The sequence below is a fragment of the Variovorax sp. LjRoot130 genome (assembly GCF_964253755.1).
Taxonomy (GTDB): Bacteria; Pseudomonadota; Gammaproteobacteria; order Burkholderiales; family Burkholderiaceae_C; genus Variovorax.
The window spans coordinates 67,836-84,792 of record NZ_CAXURM020000002.1; the positions used below are offsets into that span (position 1 = coordinate 67,836).

Genomic DNA, 16,957 nt, shown 5'->3' on the forward strand with positions numbered 1-16,957 from the left:
GAGTGCAGAAAAAAAGGAAGCGCCCGGATGCGGGCAAACCGCGCTCAGCCCTTGCCGATCAGCACGCGGTCGAGGCCGACGAGCCGGTCGAGCAGCACCATCAGCACCACCGTGCCGGCGATGAGCACGGTCGACACCGATGCAACCAGCGGGTCGATGGTCTGGGCGATCTGGTTGTACATGGCGACCGGCAGCGTCGTGGTGCCGGGCGTGGCGACGAAGACCGTCATGGTGAGTTCGTCGAAGCTCTGGATGAAGGCGAGCATCCAGCCGCCAACCACGCCAGGGAGGATCAGCGGCAGCACGATGCGACGAAACGCGGTCATGCGGCTCGCGCCGAGCGAGAGCCCCGCCTTCTCGGCATCGCGATCGAGGCCCGTGGCCGAGGCCAGCACCAGCCGCAGCGCGTACGGCATCACCACGACGACGTGTGTCAGCGAGAGCCACACGAACGAGCCCGACACGCCGATGGTGGTGAAGAAGCGCAGGAAGGCCACGCCCAGCACGACGTGCGGGATCATCAGCGGCGACATGAAGAAGGCCGCGATCGCGCCGCGCCCGGCAAAACGGTATCGCACGAGCGCGAGCGCCGCCGGCACCGCCAGCACCACGGCGACGGTCGCGCTCGCGAGGCCGAGCCAGAGCGACAGCCAGAACGCGTTGACCAGTTCGGTGGCACCGCCGATGGCGCGGAACCAGCGCAGCGAGAAGCCGTCGGTCGGCAGCGAGATGTAGCCCTTGCCGGTGAACGAGACGAGCACCACCACCACCAGCGGCGCCAGGATGAAGGCGATGAAGATCGTGTGATAGACGAGAGAGAGCAGTCCGTTCTTGCGCATGTCGTGCTCCTTCTCAGCCTTCGAAGACCTGCGCGTAGCGCCGCTCGAGCCAGCGGTTGAAGCCGGCGATGACGATGACGTTGGCGATCAGCAGCAGGATCGCGATCGACGCGCCCAGCGGCCAGTTCAGGGTGCTGAGGAACTCGTCGTACGCGGCGGTGGCGACCACCTTGAGCCGGCGCCCGCCGAGGATGGCCGGCGTCGCGAAGGCCGACGCCGCGAGCGCGAACACGATGATCGCGCCCGACAGGATGCCCGGCACGATTTGCGGCAGGATGATGCGCCGGAACACCGTGAAAGGCGCAGCACCGAAGGAGAGCCCCGCATTCTCGACCTGCGGATCGAGCTTCTGCAGCGAGGCCCATACCGAGATCACCATGAACGGCATCAGCACATGCGTGAGCGCGATGACCACCCCCGTCATCGTGAACAGCAGCCGCACCGGTTCGTCCGTCAGGCCGAGCGCCTGCAGGCCCGCGTTGATGAGCCCGTTGTTGCCCATGAGGATGGCCCAGCCCAGCGTGCGAACCACGACCGATACCAGCAGCGGGCCGAGGATGACGACCAGGAAGATGCCCCGCCACGGCGCCTTCATGCGCGACAGGATGATCGTTTCCGGCACGCCGAACAGCACCGACAGCAGCGTGACCGCCAGCGCCAGGCCGGCCGTGCGCAGGAAGATCTCGTAGTAGTACGGGTCCGAGAAGACCTCGAGGTAGTTGCGCGCGGTGAAGTCCGGCAGCACACCGCGCGTGCCGTCGAACGAGTGCAACGACAGCACCGCGGTGAGCGCAAGCGGAATCACCAGCAGCCCGAGGAACAGCAGCAGCGCGGGTGCGCTCAGGAGCCAGGGCGCGGAGCCGGCGCGCGGCTCGACCGACTTCGACGGCGACGCGGCCCGGGCCGGCGCGCCAGTCACGAGAGCGGTGGCGGCCTCAGCCATGCGCGACCTCCGTGTCGAGCAGGCGCAGGTCGTCGTCCAGCCAATGCACGGCGACCGCCTCGCCTTCGGCCGGCGGCACCGAGCCGATGTTGGGGTGACTCACGCGCATGGGCCCGAGCGCGCTGTCGACCTCGACCAGCCAGTGGTTGCCGAGGAACAGGCGCGTGCGGATCGTGGCCGGGATGCCGTGCGCGGCCGAGGCCGGCGCGAGCCGCACCTTCTCGGGCCGCACGTAGACGTTGACCTCGCGCGCGAGCGGCTTCTCCTGGTGCGGCACGTGCAGCAGCGAATCGCCGACGCGCACCTCGCAGCAGCGCGCATTGCGCGCTTCGACCACGCCCTTGAGCACATTCGTCTTGCCAAGGAAGGACGATGCGAACGCCGATTCGGGCCGCTCGTACGCCTCGTACGGCGTAGCGAGCTGCACGATGCGTCCGCCATGCATGACGGCGATGCGATCGCTCATCGTCATGGCCTCGACCTGGTCGTGCGTGACCAGGATCGTGGTGATGCCGAGATGGCGCTGGATGCTGCGCAACTCGACGTGCATGTCCTCGCGAAGCTTCGCGTCGAGGTTCGACATGGGTTCGTCCAGCAGCAGCACCGCGGGTCGCACCGCCAGCGCACGCGCGATGGCGACCCGCTGCCGCTGCCCGCCAGAGAGTTCCTTCGGGTAACGCTTGCCGAGGCCCGGCAGCCGCACGAGCTCGAGCGTCTCGTCGACGCGTTTGAGCTTTTCCGCGCGCGGGATGCCGCGCATCTCAAGGCCGAAGCCGATGTTCTCGGCCACGGTCATGTGCGGGAAGAGCGCGTAGCTCTGGAACACCACGCCCATGCCGCGCCTCTCCGGCCGCATGCCCGTGATGTCGGCGCCGTCGAGGCGGATGCGCCCGCGCGTCGGCTCGACGAAGCCCGCGACCATCTGCAGGGTGGTGGTCTTGCCGCAGCCCGAAGGGCCGAGCAGCGAGATGAACTCGCCACGCTCAACCTCGAGGCTCAGGCTCTCCACCGCGCGGAAGTCGCCGAAAGCCTTGCCGAGTTGATCGAGTTGAAGGAAGGTCATGAAGGGGGCCCGGGTTCAGCAGCGCGGTTGCAAGCTCAGCGTTCGACGGTGCGGTTCCAGCGGTTGGTCCACTCGGCGCGCTTCTCGTTGACGACGGTCCAGTCGGTGGGCAGCAGCTTGTCGATCTGCTCCTTGCCGTAAGGCACCTTGGCGGCGACGGCCGGCTCGAGCTTGGCCTTGCTGTTGGCCGGGCCCCAGCCCTGCGTGTCAGCGAGGATGGCCTGCACCTCGGGCGTCAGGAGATACTGGACGAAGGCCTGCGAGAGCGCCGGGGCGCTGTTCTGTGCCACCGGGCAGGCGGCCGTCAGCAAGGCCGGCGCGCCTTCCTTCGGAACGACGAACTGCACCGGGAAGCCCGTGTCCTTCAGCGCCTGCACCCGGCCGCTGCCCCACACGGCCAACATGATGTCGTTGTTCTGGAACAGCTCGGTCATCTTGCCCGGCGACGGCTCCCACGCCAGCACGTTGGGTCCGACTTCGCGCGTCATCGCGGTGAAGCCGGGGTCGATGTTCTTGTCGCCGCCCTTGCGCAGCTTGGCGAAGGTCAGCAGCGTCTGCAGGCCGTACGTGTTGCTGATCGGCGGGATCGCGACCTTCTGCTTGAAGCGCTTGTCGGTCAGCACTTCCCATGAATCCGGCGCGGGCAGGTTCGCCTTCTTGAAGGCTTCGGTGTTGTAGGCGATGCCGGTGGCGACGATGCCGATGCCAACCGCGCTGTCGGTCATGCGCGCGACCGGGTACAGGTCCTTCAGCACCGCCGGGTTGCCCAGCTTGTCGCAGAAGCCGAATTGCACCGCCTGGTACATCGGGCCGTCGTCGAGCAGCACGACGTTGAGTTCCTGCTTGCCCTTTTGCGCCTGCAGCTTGGCCAGCGTGTCGGTCGAGTTGCCCGGCACGTAGACGATCTTGGCGTTGTTCTTGGCTTCGAACGCGGGGATCAGCCTCTCCTTGAAGGCCTTCTCGGTCGACCCGCCGTAGGAGCCGACATACAGCGTGGTGGGATCGGCCGACGCGCTGGTCGCTGCGGTCAGGGCGCCGAGTGCCAGCGCTGCGGAGACGGCCACATTCACGGCCGCGGAAACGGGACGAAGCATCATGGGATTTCCTTTGTTGCGCACCAAGAAGTCGGGGTTTTCCCCATCATGATGCGTTTTGCTTATGGCGCACCAGGATGGAATCTGCGGTTGGTTTCACTCGCAGCTCGGAGATTAGTCATTCGATCTCCAACTGAACAATCGTTTTTTTTCGGATACCCATAACATTGGCGTATGGAGTTGCTCATATGAAGATTCGTCAGTTGGAAGCCTTTCGCGCCGTGATGCAGTGGCAAACCGTGACACGTGCGGCCGAGTCGCTGCACGTGTCGCAGCCGGCCGTCACGCGGCTCATTGCGGACCTGGAGGAAAGCGTCGGGTTCGCGCTCTTCCTGCGCGTGCGAGGGCGCCTGCAACCCACGGCGGAAGCCGAGGCGCTGAACGAGGAGGTCGAGCGGTCTTTGCTCGGCATGGAACGCATCGCGCGAACCGCCGACGAGATACGTTCGCTGCAGCGTGGCGCGCTGCGCATCGCTGCAGCCCCGGCGCTGGCGCTGTCGTTCCTGCCGCGCGCCATCGCGACGTTCCTGCGCGAGCACAGCGACATCCGCATATCGCTCGCCAACCATTCGTCACGGACCGTGGTCGACTTGGTGGTGGGCGAGCGCTGCGACGTCGGCTTCGTCGTCCTGCCGATGAGCCACTCCAGCACGCACGGCGAGCAGCTGATCGCGACCCGGATGGTCTGCGTGATGCGGAGCGATCACCGGCTCGCGAGGAAAAAGGTGATCCGCCCCGCAGACCTGGCCGGCGAGCACTTCGTCTCGCATCCGCATGCGATCGAATCGCGGCTGCACATCGACGCGCTCTTCGCGTCCTACGGCATCGAGCGCGAGCTACAGGTAGAGACGCAGGTGTCGGCCGGCATTTGCGCCATGGTGGCTGCCGGCCTCGGCGTGTCGCTGGTCGACCCGATCACCGCGCTGGAGCACCGCGGCAGGGGCCTGACCTTCCTGCCGTTCGAGCCAGTCATGGTCACGGAATTCTCCGTGCTGACGCCGGCGCGGCGCACCTCATCGATGTTGGTGAGCGCCTTCGTCGATCATGTCCGGAGGTTTGCGGTGCAAGAGTTGGATCCGAAGTTCGTGAGCACCTAGTTCAGCAGGCACCGCCGCTGACTTTGCGTCAGCGCTGCATGCCTTATGGGTCGGCCTTGCTGTCCTCACGATTGCGATTCCGACATCTGGTTTCGCGGATCACTGACACCCCGACTGCCTTCTTTCCCGCCTCCGCGTCAGGGATGCGCAAGGCGGCCACGGACCGTCCCGAAGGGATGAGCGCCACAGCGCGAACCTGGAACAGCCCGACCGGCGAAGCCGGTGACGTCCAACTTCCGTCGGGCGGCCGTCGCCTCGCGAGATCACCACAAGGCGTCGGGCGTCACGCGCAGATGTGCTTCCTCGGGCACATCAGCCCAGTCAGCGCAGCGCGCCAGGATCGCAGCTTCTTCGCCACGTCGAAGGCATCGGCCGCAGCGAATTCGTCCGCGGAGGTTCGCCTCCGTCCGGGAAGCCCAACGTAGCCAAGCCATCGCGCTTGAGCAATGCTTCGGCGGCTTGCATCGAGGTGACTCCCACCTTCGCGAAGACAGCCTGCGCTGCGGCGAGGCCTCGGGCAATGTCGCCCGGGCTGGCGCCTGGCACGCCCTAGCCCCCTTTGAAGCTGGCGAGCTGGCCAACGATTGTTGGCACGCTTGCGGACGCGCGAAAGCGCGACTACGGCTTCTCCGCAGCAGCAGTGAACAGCTGGACCTGGGCGCGATTCGACGCTAGCGCTGGCGAGTCCATGACCGGCATCATTTCGGAAGTGCTTCGCTTCCTTGAGCCTCTTGTCGCCAAGGGGTACCTGCGCTTCTCAGGCGACAAGTACTTCGTCGTGCGGGATTCGCTGCCACCGCACGGCGGCTGAACCTGTCCAGAGGCTTCACTGCCTGCGGGCCTGTCTTGGCGATAGTTTCTGCCGCCAAAAAACCCATACGAGGGACGCCGTCGGATAGGCAAGACAACGCTGCTGGGTCAGCTTGCAAAGGGCGAGGCTAGCCTGGGGGCGAACCTCGTGCACATGCAAGTGCCCGATTCCGACGAGCGCGATGTCGCAACCACGTTCGCTCGAAGCCTTGGCGAATGCGAGCGCGACGATGCACGGGCGCTTGCGGCAAACGTGACGGATTTTGCGTCAATGGCCGGTGCCATCGGCCAGCTCTGCGATGCGGGCATGGTTGTCGTGCTGGATGAGTTCCAGTACTTCACGCGCGCCAAGCTTCATGCGTTCAATTCGTTCCTTCAGGCGCAGGTGGACCGGCTGCGCAACGCTGGTCTGCGCCGCGGCGGGCTGTTCGTGCTGGGCTCTCTTCAGTCCGAGATGAATGCCCTCCTGGACGACAAGGCAGCACCCCTGTATGGGCGCACAACGGCACAAATCCGGCTGGACCACTGGGACTTCCAGGACCTGATGGCGGTGTTCCGTAGCCAAGGTGTTGAGGAACCGCAGCGATGGCTCACGCTCTGGACCTTCTTCGAAGGGGTCCCAAAGTTCTATCACGATGCATTCGAGCAGGACCTGTTCGCGGCACCCGCGGCGGACCTCGCTCGGGAGCTGCTGACCCGAATGTTCGTGCGCGGCTCCAGCCCGTTGTCTGAAGAGGCCGACACGTGGTTCCTGCGCGAACTGCGCGGCCGAGCCGTTTCCATATTGCACTACCTGGCCGACCACGCAGGTTGCAGCAATGGAGACCTGGTCACGGCGTTGAACGACCCTCACGACAAGACGCCACTAGGCACGCACATCAGCCGGCTCGTCAACGACTACCGCATGGTGGACAAGCTCCATCCTGTGTTCTCGGACAGCAAGAGCCGAAATGCGCGCTACTACCTCGCCGACAATTTCCTGCAGGCGTGGCTTGCAGTGGCGAAGCCCGCTCGTGAAGCCGCGCGGCTCAAACCGTTGGACAAAGCACTGGCGCCGGCTTGAGGTTCTCGAGGGCTTCTCCTTCGAAAAGCTGGTGCGCGGCCTGCATACCGAGATGTCTCGCAAAGGCCTCGGCGACTTCGAGCTGTCTGAGCTCAGGCTCGGTTACTGGAATAGGCCTCGGGACGTGGCCCGTAGCATCGAGATAGACCTTGTCGCGCTGGATGAGGCCAGCAAGCGTATTCGCTTCGGCTCCTGTAAGCGCACCGCTGGCGCGCACGACAACGCGGCCCTCGAGGTCTTCGACCAGCATGTCGCGGGATTCATGGCTGCACGCGAGCACAAACACCTGAGCAACTGGACGCAGGAGAGAGTCGTCTTCTCGCCCGAGTTCACCTCTGAGCAGCGTGCCGCCCTCGTTAGTCGAGGGTATGGATGCAAAGACCTGCATGACTACGCCGCTTTCGTCTGAGAGCCCTGGTGCTCGAAAGTCGCCCGCGCCTCAAACTCGATTCCTGCGCGGCGGGCCGGCCGGGATTGGCTACATTCGGCCAAGCGGACCTACGTCACGGCGGTCCAGTTTCGCGTTGAGCGGTGATTGGGACCGGTCGATCGCCGGCTACAGTCGGCCAGCAATGACGTCGCAAACCGTGCCGCGCCCAACGACAATCCGGTGCCTATGAAGACCACTTCTTATGGGGTGCTCATCCTGAACGAGCAAGGTCAGCTCCTGCTGGCGCACGCCACCGGGCAGAAGCACTGGGACATCCCAAAGGGTGGCGCGGAAGAAGGCGAGTCTCCGCGCGAGGCGGCCATCCGCGAAGTCCGGGAAGAAACGGGCATCGAACTGATTGCGGATTCGATGGAGGAGCTTGGGCGCATGCTTTACCTCTCCCGAAAGGACCTACACCTTTTCCGTGTCGTCCTGCACACGCGCAACTGCGACATCGCGGCATGCAAATGCACGAGCTTCTTTCCTCACCACGCGTCAGGCGTGATGACCCCCGAAGTGGACCAGTTTAGGTGGGTGGACATTGCGGATGTACCGGCGCTTGCTGCAAAGTCGATGACTGCGCTGCTTCGGTCGCTGCCGGGCTTCGAAGCGATGCCGCCGGTCGAAGGCTAGGAACGCAACAAGATGCCAAAGCGCACGAGCAAACGGACTAGCTTCGAAGCTGAGAGCGAGCGAGAGCCGTTCACGCGACGCATGCAGAGGCAACTTAGGCGCCTTGCTCTTGAGCGTGCACCTGTTGCAATCGAGAAGTTGGAAGGCGTAGCGAGTGAAGAAGACCGCTTTTACGCGCTGCCGGGTGCGGCTGTCGCAGCCTTCAATCTTGAGCGCTACGACTTGGCAGAACAGCTCGCCCGGAGCTTGCTTGACCTTGCGACTTCCTTTGAGCGGAACTGGAACCACGGCAATGCCATTCATTTTGCGCACACCGTCCTGGGCCTCCTTGCGGTGCGACAGGACGAACTGCTGCTTGGTATACAGGAGCTCAAAGCGTCCGGCGAAACCAGCGGGTCGCCTCAACTCGGTTCGTTCGGGCCAAGCATGCAGCTCGCAAAAGAGCTGCTGAAGCACGGGGAGTTCGGGTCAGTTCTTAGCTATTTTCAACAGTGCAGAGTCTTCTGGAAGATGGGTGGCGCGTGGTTGGACATTTGGGAGCGAAAGGTCCGAGCAGGCTCCGTGCCCAACTTTGTCATGCACAGCTACCGATAGCCGGCAGAATCCGGCCCAAGAGCGGACGAAGTTGACCAGAAGCTATCGGCACCAACACACAGCACCCAACGTCATGCTTCAAAACACAGTGGCGCACAAACAGGCGGGATGGAAGCGCCCCCGAAGGCTCTCAGTTCTTGCAAGTTCCGCGGCGAGGCAGCATCAGCTCGCAGCAGCGCTGGGCAACGCGCGCCCCGAGAAGAACGCCGAAAGATTGTCCAGCACCCTTCGGCCCATGGCTTCCCGGGTCTGCACCGTCGAACTCGCGATGTGCGGTGCGAGCACCACGTTGTCGAGCGTGAGGAGGTCGACCGGCACACGCGGCTCGTCCTCGAAAACGTCGAGGGCGGCGCCGGCGATCTGCTTTCCCTTCAATGCGTCGACAAGGGCCGCTTCGTCGACCACCGTTCCCCTGGCCACGTTCACCAGATAGCCTTTGGCGCCCAGTGCATCGAGCACCGCGGCATCCACGAGGTGGCGGGTACCCGGACCGCCCGCTGTGATGATCACGAGGAAGTCCGCCCAGCGCGCAAGATCGAGCAACTGAGGTTCATAGGCCCAATCGACGCCTTCCACAGCCCGCCGTGTGTGGTACCGAACTTCCATGTCGAATCCCAGCGCGCGCCGGGCGATCGTCCGGCCGATGCGGCCGAGGCCCACGAGTCCGAGCTTCGCGCCACTCACCTGCCGGCCCAGGGGAAAGGGCGAGTGGCCGCCACCCTGCCAGCCTTTCGCGCGTACGTAGCGGTCCGCCTCCGGCAGCCGCCGCGCCACCGACAGCAGCAGTCCCATGGCCATGTCCGCGACGCAGTCGTTGAGAACATCCGGGGTGTAGCCGACGGGTATTCCGCGCTGCGCCGCGGCGGTGAGGTCCAGGCGATCGAGGCCGACGCCAAAGCTCGAGATGACCCGCAGGTTGGGCAGCAAGCCGATCAAGCCAGCGTCGGCACCGCTGGCCGCCGATGTCACCACCCCTGTGATCTCCGCGCCGCGCTCGGCGAGAAAGGCATCGCGCTCAGGTCCGCGCCCGGGCAGGCGATGCACGATGTAGCTTTCGGCGAGTGCGCGCTCCAGCGAAGGCAGCAGCGCGATGGTCTGGAGGAGGACGGGACGGTCGGTCATCTTCTTCAATCGATCTTGACGTTGCGCACGCGAATGATCTCTGCATAGCGCTTGCGGTCGTTGTCGATCAGCCGCGCAAACTGATCGGGCGTCGTCGCGGCTGGGACGGCGCCGAGCTGAACCAGCTTCTCCCGCACTTCGTCATTCGCCACCGCCTCGCGCAGATCGGCGGAGATCTTCTCGACCACATCGCGCGGGGTCGGCGCCGGCGCCAACAGCCCGATCCACGAGATGCTGTTGAATCCCGGCACCGCCGATTCCGCGAGGGTGGGCACGGCAGGAAGCGCACTCACGCGCTTGTCGCTGGTGACGGCCAGCGCACGCAGCTTTCCCGCGTTGATGTGCCCGCTGGCTTCCAGAACGGTCATGAAGGAAAGCTGGACGTGCCCGGCCAGCAGGTCGGCGATCGCAGGTCCGCCACCGCGGTAGGGCACGTGAAGGATGAAGCTGCCCGTCGCGTCCTTGAACATCTCGGCCGCGAGGTGCGGAGCGCCGCCGGCGCCGGAACTGCTGTAGCTGAGCTTGCCGGGCTGCGCCTTGGCCAGCGCGACGAATTCCTTCGCCGACCTCGCCGGCACGCCGGGATGAACCATCATCGCGAGGGGCAATTCCGCCACCAGAGCGATGGGCGCAAACGCCGTGTCGGGGTTGTACGGCAGCTTCGGATAGAGCACGGGATTGATCGCTTGTGTTCCGATGTTTCCCATGAGGATGGTGTAGCCGTCGGGGCGCGCCTTGGCCACGAACTCGGCGCCGATCTGTCCCGCCGCCCCGCCCTTGTTCTCCACCACGACCGGCTGGCCCCACTTCTTCGAGAGCTGCTGCGCGACGATGCGGGCGCCGGTATCGGTGCCGCCACCCGGGGGAAAGGGAACCACCAGCGTGACGGCGCGCGCCGGCCACGTTTGCGCGAAGGCACCAGCCGCCGAGATGGAGACCAGTACCCCAATCAATGACTTCTTCAAGGCTGCCCCTTCACTGCGTGGCCGTGGCGCCGGAGGCCTTGACCACTTGTCCCCACTTCTGCATCTCCGACTGGATGAAACGTTCGAAGTCATCGGCGCTTCCGCTCGCCGGCTCGGCGCCCGAAGCCTGCAGCCGCTCGCGCACATCCGGCATCTTCAGGATGCGGTTCACCTCCGCGTTGACCTTGGCCACGATGTCCTTCGGCGTGCCGGCGGGCGCGATAAGCCCGCCCCAGGTGCTCGTTTCGTAGCCGCTCACGCCGGACTCGGCGATCGTCGGGACCTCGGGCAATGCGGCGGAGCGCTTCGCCGTGGTCACGCCCAGGGGCCGCACCTTGCCGGCCTTGATCTGAGGTCCGATCGCAACCACGGTGTCGAACATCGCCTGCACCTCGCCGGAGATGAGGTCCGTATGCGCCGCGGTGCTGCCCTTGTAGGGTATGTGCGTCATCGTCGTTGCGGTCAGCGACTTGAACAGCTCCGCGGACAGGTGCGGCGCACCGCCGTTGCCCGAAGACGCATAGCTCACCTTGCCCGGGTTCGCCTTGAGGTAGTTCGCGAAGTCGCGCACGCTCTTCGCCGGCAGGTTGTTGTTCACGACCAGCACCAGCGGCACCACGTGGGTGAGTGCGACGGGCGTGAAGTCCTTCTGCGTGTCGTACGGCAGCTTGCCGTAGAGCGTGGCGTTGATCGCATGGCTGCTCGCGACGAGCGCGAAGGTGTAGCCGTCTGCAGGCGCCTTCGCGACGATGTCCGTGCCGGAGATGCCCGCGGCGCCCGGCTTGTTGTCGACGACGACTGGCTGGCCCCACGCCTGCGCGAGCTTGTCGCCGATGACGCGGGCGGCGAGATCGATCGCGCCGCCCGGTGTCGCGGGCACCACGATGCGAATCGGTTTGGCGGGGAATGATTGGGCAGTGGCCGGCGCGGCGAAGGACGCAGCAGTCGCTGCGGCAAGGATGCCCAGGACGAGTGGACGCATGCAATGTCTCCTGGAGGATTTGAACTGGAGTCTAAGAAGCGGATCGATAAAAGTCCAAGCCAGATCCTGGATCGATCGATGCACAATCTGGATCGATGCTTGACTTCTTCCAACTGCGCTGCTTCGTCGCCGTCGCCAAGGAACTGCATTTCGGCCGCGCCGCGGCGCGGCTTCACATGACGCAGCCTCCGCTGTCGCGCCAGATCCAGCTGCTCGAACATGCCGTGGGCGCCCAGCTGCTGGAACGGACGAGCCGGAGAGTGCGCCTCACAGCCGCCGGCGCAGTCCTGTGTGAAGAAGCCGAGGCGATCCTGCGCCGCACCGAGCTTGCTGCCGACATGGCGCGACGCACTGCCCGCGGCGAGGCCGGCCGCGTTGTGGTCGGCTACACGGCCGTCTGCGGCTATGCGCTCATCCCGGAACTCTTGGCGGCTGTGAGCAAGGCATTGCCCGCCATCCGCATCCTGCTGAAGGAGATGGTCTCGTCAGACCAGCTTCGCGCGCTCGAGTCGGAGACCATCGACCTCGGCTTCGCGCGGCCGACGCAGCCGGCGGCAGGCATTCGCTATCACCGCATCGCGAAAGAGCCCATGGTGCTCGCGCTGCCTGCCCGGCATCCGTTGGCCAGCAAGTCTCGCGTGCGCCGCGAAGATCTGGCCGGCGAGCCGATGATCATGTACTCGGAAAGGGAGGGGAAATACTTCCACGACAAGATCGTCGATCTGTTTCCCGCAACGGACCGCTCGCCGGAGTACGTGCATCACATCGGGCAAACCCATACGATCGTTTCATTGGTGCGCTCGGGCATCGGAATCGCCATCGTCCCCGCCTCGGCGAAGTATCTCGGCTTCGAGAACGTGGTGCTGAGGCCGCTCTGGCGCAAGGACGTCACCGCCGAGATCTATCTGGCATGGCGCGAGGACTCGCGCAACCCGGCGCTGCACTCGCTGCGCGAGTTCGTCATCAGTCATCGTACGAAGGGGCTCGCAGCCTCGCTCCCCTGAGCCGCCTCATTCGCCGCCCGTCATGGCGCCGTCTCTGCACCTTCGTGGTTCCACTACACGAGCGCCTATCGGAACGTCCAGATCAACGAAGAAGGCTTCTCGAACCAGGCTCTCTCCTGAGCGCTCGACCTGGCCGGCGGTGAGCGCAAGCCTGTTGGCCGTGCGCGCCAGCCCCACAACCTGGCGCACCGGAACGTCCGCTGGCAGGCACAGCAAACGCTGCGCAAGCTCGGGCTGCTCGAGCGCGTTCCTAGCCAGCGCGGCAATTGGCGCCTGCCCCCAAGGCGCAGCAGGAAGGCGACCTCACGCCGACGCCCGAGGGGGTGCCACTGGTCGCGTTCAGCACCGATCTGGGCGTGGCCATCTGGACCCGGACCGAGACGCTCGCCGGCAAACTGACGGATCAAATCTCCGCAATCATCACCTCGCCGCCCTACCCGTTACGCCAAGGGCGAGAAACAGGTCGCTTGAAGATGGGCGCCCAGCGCGAAGGCAGAATGCGGCCCAAGAGCAGACGTCCGGAGCTACCGCTCAATCTTGCAAGCCGTGACGAGAAACGCCTCGAGCCATGGCGGTAGCTGCTGGACTTGGCCGGGCCCAAGCGTGAAGGCGGCAAGTTCCCAGCCTCCGGTCTTCTCGTCGCATCGGAGGACGTAAAGATGCCCGTCATCTGCGTCGACCTTGAACCAGCGCTGCGTTGGCGCAAACCAGCGGTCAACGATGCCACGCACGGCAAGCCGGCGCTCGCCGAGCCAGAAGGCGAACGGTTCCGGTTCACCGCGATGGCCGGCGCAGCACTCCACACGAATCGTCATGGCTTTCGATACCGCTGAAGCTTGGTTCAGTTCCCCGACGTGTTCCTGCCCCAATCTGGAAGTCGAAGACTCAGTCGCCGTCGATGAGCACACCTACGCACAGCGCAGCGCCCACGACGTATAGCAACCAAGTCTGTGCAATCGCGTAGGGATAGAGCATCAGGGCGACACCGAGCCATTTGCTTCGCTGGCGACCGGTGCGCTTTCCGTAACGATACGCCACGAACCCGATGAGGCCGAATAACACGGCACCAAGGATATAGGCCGGGCTCGGAAGCGAAATCCCGAGTGACTGCAACGTCTGCAAGTTGCCCATGGAAGGTTGGACCAAGAATGGAGAGGTGCTCCTCTGAAATTTATTGCGCTGCGAGCGGCTTTCGATCCACACCGTTCGTTTTACTCATTTTCTTTTGGTGCGGTTTGACCAAAACGGCGGGTCAAAGCGCCCAAGTGCCCTGCAAGGACGCCCGCTGGCTGAACTTGGCGAACCAGCTAGCCACACCGGCATGGCGGCTGCGCCAATCGAAATTCGCAAACCGTAAATCCAGGTACCAAAGCGCGCAAGCCACGGTCAACGATCCGATGTCGACCCGGCCTTCCAGCATCTCGGGGTGGCTATCCAGGTGGGCAAGCGAAGTTTCCGCCTTGTCGAGTTGCCCCGCACGCCACTCGCTCCAGCGTAGTGCCTCCGGACGCGCCACGTCCTCATAGCGAGCCAGCAACGCGCCGTCGAGGATGCCGTCGCCCAGTGATTGCAACGTGAGCGCAGCCCATCGCGCGGACCCCGTGCGCGGGAACAAGTTGCCGCCGGCCAGATCGTCCAGGTATTCGCAGATCACCCGGCTGTCGTACAGCACCTGGCCGTCGTCGGTGATGAAGGTGGGGACCTTGCCGAGCGGATTCTTGGCAATGAGCTCCTTGTCCCGCTGGATGGGGCCTGCATTGGAGGGCAAGAGCCGAATCCGATCGTTCAGGCCGAGTTCGTGGCCCGCGACCAGGCACTTGCGCACATAGGGCGAAAAGGGGGAGAAGTATATTTTCATGAGAGCGCGCCGGCTGTGGAATGGAGTTCGGGAGAGCTCGCCGCATGGCGTCCGGCGATCCAGCCGAAGGTCAAGGCGGGGCCCAGGGTAATGCCCGGCGCAGGATACTCGCCGCCCATTACCGAATGCATGTCGTTGCCGGCCATGTACAAGCCGACAATGGGCTGGCCCTGCGCATCCAGCGCTTGTGCGTGCTCGTTGCACGCGATGCCGCAGGCCGTTCCGATGTCGCCTGCATACACCTTCACCGCGTAGAAGGGGCCGCGCTGCAACGGCCCGAGGCAGGCATTCGGCTGATGATCCGGGTCGCCGAGATAGCGGTTGTAGGCCGTGCTGCCCTTGCCGAAATCGTCGTCCTTGCCGCTTTCGGCAAACCGGGTGAACCGCGCGGCCGAAGCCTCGAGACGCTCACCGTCGATGCCCAATGCCGCAGCCAGGTCGCGCAGCGACTGCGCCTTGTACAGATAGCCCGCACGCACAAGATGCTCCCGCGGCCGGCCACCAGGCAGCGCCAGGCCAAGGCCCCACCGCTCCATGAAGTCGTGATCGCATACCAGGAACGCGGGCACCGTGGGCACCATCTCGTGCGACCGGTACATGGCGCGCACGAACTCGTGGTACGACGTCGACTCGTTGACGAAGCGTTCCCCCGCTTGATTCACCGCCATCAGCCCCGGCTTGGCGCGATCCCATACCAGATGCGGAAACCGGACCTCGCTGCCGTCGGGCCGCTTGAGGATCGACACCGGCGCCCAGAACGCGGGACTCACGTGTCCGGTGCCGAGCGTGGCGCCGGCCTCCTTGGCCAACGTGATGCCTTCACCCTGGTTGGCCTGCGGTGACATGGACCATGGGCCGCTCGGTTGCGGATAAAGTTCGCTGCGCAGCGTTTCGCTCCAAGGAAATCCACCGGTCGCCACGATCACGCCGCGCCGAGCCCGCACCGCGACCCGCTTGCCCTCGCGCATCAGCGAGACCCCGGTCACCCGACCGTCCACCACATGCAGTTTCTCAAGCGGCGCATTCAGCCAGTATTCGATCCCCCGGTCGAGCACGCTCTTGAACAGCCGCCCCGCAAGTGCGTTTCCCAACACCAGGCGCGTGCCGCGGTGATAGCCGCGCAAGCGGTCGCTGAAATAGCGCAGCACCAGCTTCATGCCCTCGCGCCACGACTCGAACGACCGCGTGACCGCAAGCAGGTGCTTGGCGTCGGTCATGTTGATCATCATGCCGCCGAGCACCTGGAACTCGGGCAGCGGATCCCTCAGCTCCTGGAAATTCCGACCCAGCGACCGCCCGTCGAACATCGCGGGATCCAGCGAGCGGCCCCCGAACGCGGCACCTTCGCGGTCGGGGTAGTAGTCCGGCGAGTTGCTGCGCGCCACCAGCTCGACGAGCGTGTTCTTTTCGAAGTAGTCGACCATGCCCGCGCAGTTGCGCAGGAAGGCTTGCTGCATCGCCGCCGGTGCCGCATCGCCTACCGTCTTCTGCATGTACGTCCAGACCTTCTCGATGGTGTCGGGATGCCCGACCTTCGCGGATTGCGCATTCAACGGCGCCCAGACGGCGCCGCCGGACACCGCGGTCGATCCGCCGACGCGGTCCGTCTTTTCGGTCAGCAGCACGCTGCGGCCTTCGATTTTCGCGGTGAGGGCCGCTGCCATGCCACCGGCGCCTGCGCCGATGACGACCACGTCGTACTCGGCATCCCAGGAGCTGTCATTCATGCGCCCGACCCGCCCAGGGATTTGCCGCCATCGACGAACAGCACCTGCCCGGTGATGAACCCCGTCTGCGCAGACACCAGGAACGACACCGCCTGCGCGATGTCCTCAGGCTTCCCCGCCTTCCCTGTGGGCTGCAGCGCGAGTTGCTGGGCCAGCCGTTCGGGCGTGAGCGCGCGCAGGATGGGTGTATCGATCAGGCCCGGCGCGATGGCGTTCACCAGGATGCCGCGCGGCGCCAGCTCCATCGCACTGGCCCGCGTGTAGCCAACCACTGCGGCCTTGGATGCGACGTAGTGCGGGTGGTTCTTGGCGCCGAGGTACGCACGCGAGGCGATATTGACGATGCGGCCGCCGTCGGGCATCGTCCTCGCGGCCTCCTGCGTCAGCGTCGCCACTGCGACAAGGTTGACTTCGTAGGCGCGGCGGAAGTCGGCGTTGGAGACTTCGAGGAACTTGCGTTCGTCGAAGATGCCGGCGTTGTTGACCAGCGCCTGGATTGGCGGTAGCGACCGGACCAGGCTGCGCACAGCCTCTTCGTCCGTCAAGTCGAGGACGCGGCATTGCACGTCCAGTCCAAGGTCGACCAGGCGCTGCGTTTCGCGTTGTGCGAGCGCTTCGTCGCGATCGACCATCACCACGGCGAAGCCGTCGCGCGCGAGGCGCTCCACCGTGGCGAGTCCCATGCCGCCGGCACCGCCGGTGACCAATGCAATCGGTTTGTTCATGTCGTTCC

At 65.1% G+C, this 16,957-nt stretch carries 19 protein-coding genes; 7 read left to right on the forward strand and 12 right to left on the reverse strand.

Annotated elements, in window-relative coordinates:
- Positions 1-44: 44 nt before the first annotated feature.
- From ACSQ86_RS29975 to ACSQ86_RS29990, 4 genes are read right to left on the reverse strand one after another with little or no spacing between them, the layout of a single operon-like run.
- Positions 45-839: an ABC transporter permease gene (locus tag ACSQ86_RS29975; RefSeq protein ID WP_436307494.1), complete on the reverse strand. Its 795-nt coding sequence runs from the start codon at positions 837-839 to the stop codon at positions 45-47.
- A 13-nt stretch (positions 840-852) separates the two neighbouring features.
- Positions 853-1,782: an ABC transporter permease gene (locus ACSQ86_RS29980; RefSeq protein ID WP_436307493.1), complete on the reverse strand. Its 930-nt coding sequence runs from the start codon at positions 1,780-1,782 to the stop codon at positions 853-855.
- The gene (locus ACSQ86_RS29985; RefSeq protein WP_436307492.1) at positions 1,775-2,845 is read right to left on the reverse strand and encodes an ABC transporter ATP-binding protein; all 1,071 of its coding nucleotides are present in this window, start codon (positions 2,843-2,845) and stop codon (positions 1,775-1,777) included. Before ACSQ86_RS29985 ends, ACSQ86_RS29980 begins: the two co-directional genes overlap by 8 nt.
- Before the next feature lie 35 nt (positions 2,846-2,880).
- Complete coding sequence (locus tag ACSQ86_RS29990; protein WP_436307491.1) at positions 2,881-3,942, reverse strand: ABC transporter substrate-binding protein; 1,062 nt, start codon at positions 3,940-3,942, stop codon at positions 2,881-2,883.
- Between the two features lie 185 nt (positions 3,943-4,127).
- Between ACSQ86_RS29990 and ACSQ86_RS29995 the strand changes: the two genes are divergently transcribed.
- The 6 genes from ACSQ86_RS29995 (at position 4,128) to ACSQ86_RS30020 (ending at position 8,566) form a co-directional block, all read left to right on the forward strand.
- Positions 4,128-5,036, forward strand: a complete 909-nt coding sequence (locus ACSQ86_RS29995) for a LysR substrate-binding domain-containing protein (RefSeq protein WP_093110688.1) — start codon at positions 4,128-4,130, stop codon at positions 5,034-5,036.
- Between the two features lie 688 nt (positions 5,037-5,724).
- Complete coding sequence (locus ACSQ86_RS30000) at positions 5,725-5,847, forward strand: hypothetical protein (RefSeq protein ID WP_436307490.1); 123 nt, start codon at positions 5,725-5,727, stop codon at positions 5,845-5,847.
- A 153-nt stretch (positions 5,848-6,000) separates the two neighbouring features.
- Entirely contained in the window at positions 6,001-6,909 is a 909-nt protein-coding gene (locus ACSQ86_RS30005; RefSeq protein ID WP_436307489.1) for an AAA family ATPase, read from the forward strand.
- Positions 6,860-7,318 (forward strand): DUF234 domain-containing protein, encoded by a 459-nt coding sequence (locus tag ACSQ86_RS30010; RefSeq protein ID WP_436307488.1) that lies wholly within the window; start codon positions 6,860-6,862, stop codon positions 7,316-7,318. Before ACSQ86_RS30005 ends, ACSQ86_RS30010 begins: the two co-directional genes overlap by 50 nt.
- 207 nt (positions 7,319-7,525) lie before the next feature.
- The gene (locus ACSQ86_RS30015) at positions 7,526-7,972 is read left to right on the forward strand and encodes an NUDIX hydrolase (protein ID WP_436307487.1); all 447 of its coding nucleotides are present in this window, start codon (positions 7,526-7,528) and stop codon (positions 7,970-7,972) included.
- Positions 7,973-7,984: 12 nt separating this feature from the next.
- Positions 7,985-8,566, forward strand: a complete 582-nt coding sequence (locus tag ACSQ86_RS30020; RefSeq protein ID WP_436307486.1) for a hypothetical protein — start codon at positions 7,985-7,987, stop codon at positions 8,564-8,566.
- A 162-nt stretch (positions 8,567-8,728) separates the two neighbouring features.
- Here the strand turns inward: ACSQ86_RS30020 and ACSQ86_RS30025 are convergent, their stop codons facing one another.
- The 3 genes from ACSQ86_RS30025 to ACSQ86_RS30035 are packed head-to-tail and all read right to left on the reverse strand — an operon-like array spanning position 8,729 to position 11,635.
- A complete protein-coding gene (locus ACSQ86_RS30025) occupies positions 8,729-9,688 on the reverse strand; it encodes a 2-hydroxyacid dehydrogenase (protein WP_436307767.1) in 960 nt (319 codons plus the stop codon).
- Between the two features lie 5 nt (positions 9,689-9,693).
- Positions 9,694-10,653, reverse strand: coding sequence for a Bug family tripartite tricarboxylate transporter substrate binding protein (locus tag ACSQ86_RS30030; protein ID WP_436307485.1), 960 nt, complete (start codon positions 10,651-10,653; stop codon positions 9,694-9,696).
- 10 nt (positions 10,654-10,663) lie between these two features.
- The gene (locus ACSQ86_RS30035) at positions 10,664-11,635 is read right to left on the reverse strand and encodes a tripartite tricarboxylate transporter substrate binding protein (protein ID WP_436307484.1); all 972 of its coding nucleotides are present in this window, start codon (positions 11,633-11,635) and stop codon (positions 10,664-10,666) included.
- A gap of 95 nt (positions 11,636-11,730) precedes the next feature.
- Here ACSQ86_RS30035 and ACSQ86_RS30040 point away from each other — a divergent pair, with 95 nt between their 5' ends.
- The gene (locus ACSQ86_RS30040) at positions 11,731-12,639 is read left to right on the forward strand and encodes a LysR family transcriptional regulator (protein WP_436307483.1); all 909 of its coding nucleotides are present in this window, start codon (positions 11,731-11,733) and stop codon (positions 12,637-12,639) included.
- Between the two features lie 524 nt (positions 12,640-13,163).
- Here ACSQ86_RS30040 and ACSQ86_RS30045 read toward each other — a convergent pair.
- The 5 genes from ACSQ86_RS30045 to ACSQ86_RS30065 form a co-directional block, all read right to left on the reverse strand.
- Positions 13,164-13,454: a hypothetical protein gene (locus tag ACSQ86_RS30045; RefSeq protein WP_436307482.1), complete on the reverse strand. Its 291-nt coding sequence runs from the start codon at positions 13,452-13,454 to the stop codon at positions 13,164-13,166.
- A 70-nt stretch (positions 13,455-13,524) separates the two neighbouring features.
- Positions 13,525-13,770 carry a hypothetical protein gene (locus ACSQ86_RS30050; RefSeq protein WP_436307481.1) on the reverse strand — a complete coding sequence of 82 codons (246 nt, stop codon included), beginning with the start codon at positions 13,768-13,770 and terminating at the stop codon, positions 13,525-13,527.
- A 121-nt stretch (positions 13,771-13,891) separates the two neighbouring features.
- Positions 13,892-14,497: a glutathione S-transferase family protein gene (locus ACSQ86_RS30055; protein ID WP_436307480.1), complete on the reverse strand. Its 606-nt coding sequence runs from the start codon at positions 14,495-14,497 to the stop codon at positions 13,892-13,894.
- Positions 14,494-16,224, reverse strand: a complete 1,731-nt coding sequence (locus ACSQ86_RS30060; RefSeq protein ID WP_436307479.1) for an FAD-dependent oxidoreductase — start codon at positions 16,222-16,224, stop codon at positions 14,494-14,496. Before ACSQ86_RS30060 ends, ACSQ86_RS30055 begins: the two co-directional genes overlap by 4 nt.
- Positions 16,221-16,949 carry an SDR family NAD(P)-dependent oxidoreductase gene (locus tag ACSQ86_RS30065; protein WP_436307478.1) on the reverse strand — a complete coding sequence of 243 codons (729 nt, stop codon included), beginning with the start codon at positions 16,947-16,949 and terminating at the stop codon, positions 16,221-16,223. The genes ACSQ86_RS30060 and ACSQ86_RS30065 overlap by 4 nt, the downstream gene beginning before the upstream one ends.
- Positions 16,950-16,957 lie beyond the last annotated feature (8 nt).

Coding starts and splice junctions, on each gene's coding strand:
- ACSQ86_RS29975 (WP_436307494.1), bottom strand. CDS start 839: ATGCGCAAGAACGGACTGCTCTCTCTCGTCTATCACACGATCTTCATC.
- ACSQ86_RS29980 (WP_436307493.1), bottom strand. CDS start 1,782: ATGGCTGAGGCCGCCACCGCTCTCGTGACTGGCGCGCCGGCCCGGGCC.
- ACSQ86_RS29985 (WP_436307492.1), bottom strand. CDS start 2,845: ATGACCTTCCTTCAACTCGATCAACTCGGCAAGGCTTTCGGCGACTTC.
- ACSQ86_RS29990 (WP_436307491.1), bottom strand. CDS start 3,942: ATGATGCTTCGTCCCGTTTCCGCGGCCGTGAATGTGGCCGTCTCCGCA.
- ACSQ86_RS29995 (WP_093110688.1), top strand. CDS start 4,128: ATGAAGATTCGTCAGTTGGAAGCCTTTCGCGCCGTGATGCAGTGGCAA.
- ACSQ86_RS30000 (WP_436307490.1), top strand. CDS start 5,725: ATGACCGGCATCATTTCGGAAGTGCTTCGCTTCCTTGAGCCTCTTGTC.
- ACSQ86_RS30005 (WP_436307489.1), top strand. CDS start 6,001: ATGCAAGTGCCCGATTCCGACGAGCGCGATGTCGCAACCACGTTCGCT.
- ACSQ86_RS30015 (WP_436307487.1), top strand. CDS start 7,526: ATGAAGACCACTTCTTATGGGGTGCTCATCCTGAACGAGCAAGGTCAG.
- ACSQ86_RS30020 (WP_436307486.1), top strand. CDS start 7,985: ATGCCAAAGCGCACGAGCAAACGGACTAGCTTCGAAGCTGAGAGCGAG.
- ACSQ86_RS30025 (WP_436307767.1), bottom strand. CDS start 9,688: ATGACCGACCGTCCCGTCCTCCTCCAGACCATCGCGCTGCTGCCTTCG.
- ACSQ86_RS30035 (WP_436307484.1), bottom strand. CDS start 11,635: ATGCGTCCACTCGTCCTGGGCATCCTTGCCGCAGCGACTGCTGCGTCC.
- ACSQ86_RS30040 (WP_436307483.1), top strand. CDS start 11,731: ATGCTTGACTTCTTCCAACTGCGCTGCTTCGTCGCCGTCGCCAAGGAA.
- ACSQ86_RS30045 (WP_436307482.1), bottom strand. CDS start 13,454: ATGACGATTCGTGTGGAGTGCTGCGCCGGCCATCGCGGTGAACCGGAA.
- ACSQ86_RS30050 (WP_436307481.1), bottom strand. CDS start 13,770: ATGGGCAACTTGCAGACGTTGCAGTCACTCGGGATTTCGCTTCCGAGC.
- ACSQ86_RS30055 (WP_436307480.1), bottom strand. CDS start 14,497: ATGAAAATATACTTCTCCCCCTTTTCGCCCTATGTGCGCAAGTGCCTG.
- ACSQ86_RS30060 (WP_436307479.1), bottom strand. CDS start 16,224: ATGAATGACAGCTCCTGGGATGCCGAGTACGACGTGGTCGTCATCGGC.
- ACSQ86_RS30065 (WP_436307478.1), bottom strand. CDS start 16,949: ATGAACAAACCGATTGCATTGGTCACCGGCGGTGCCGGCGGCATGGGA.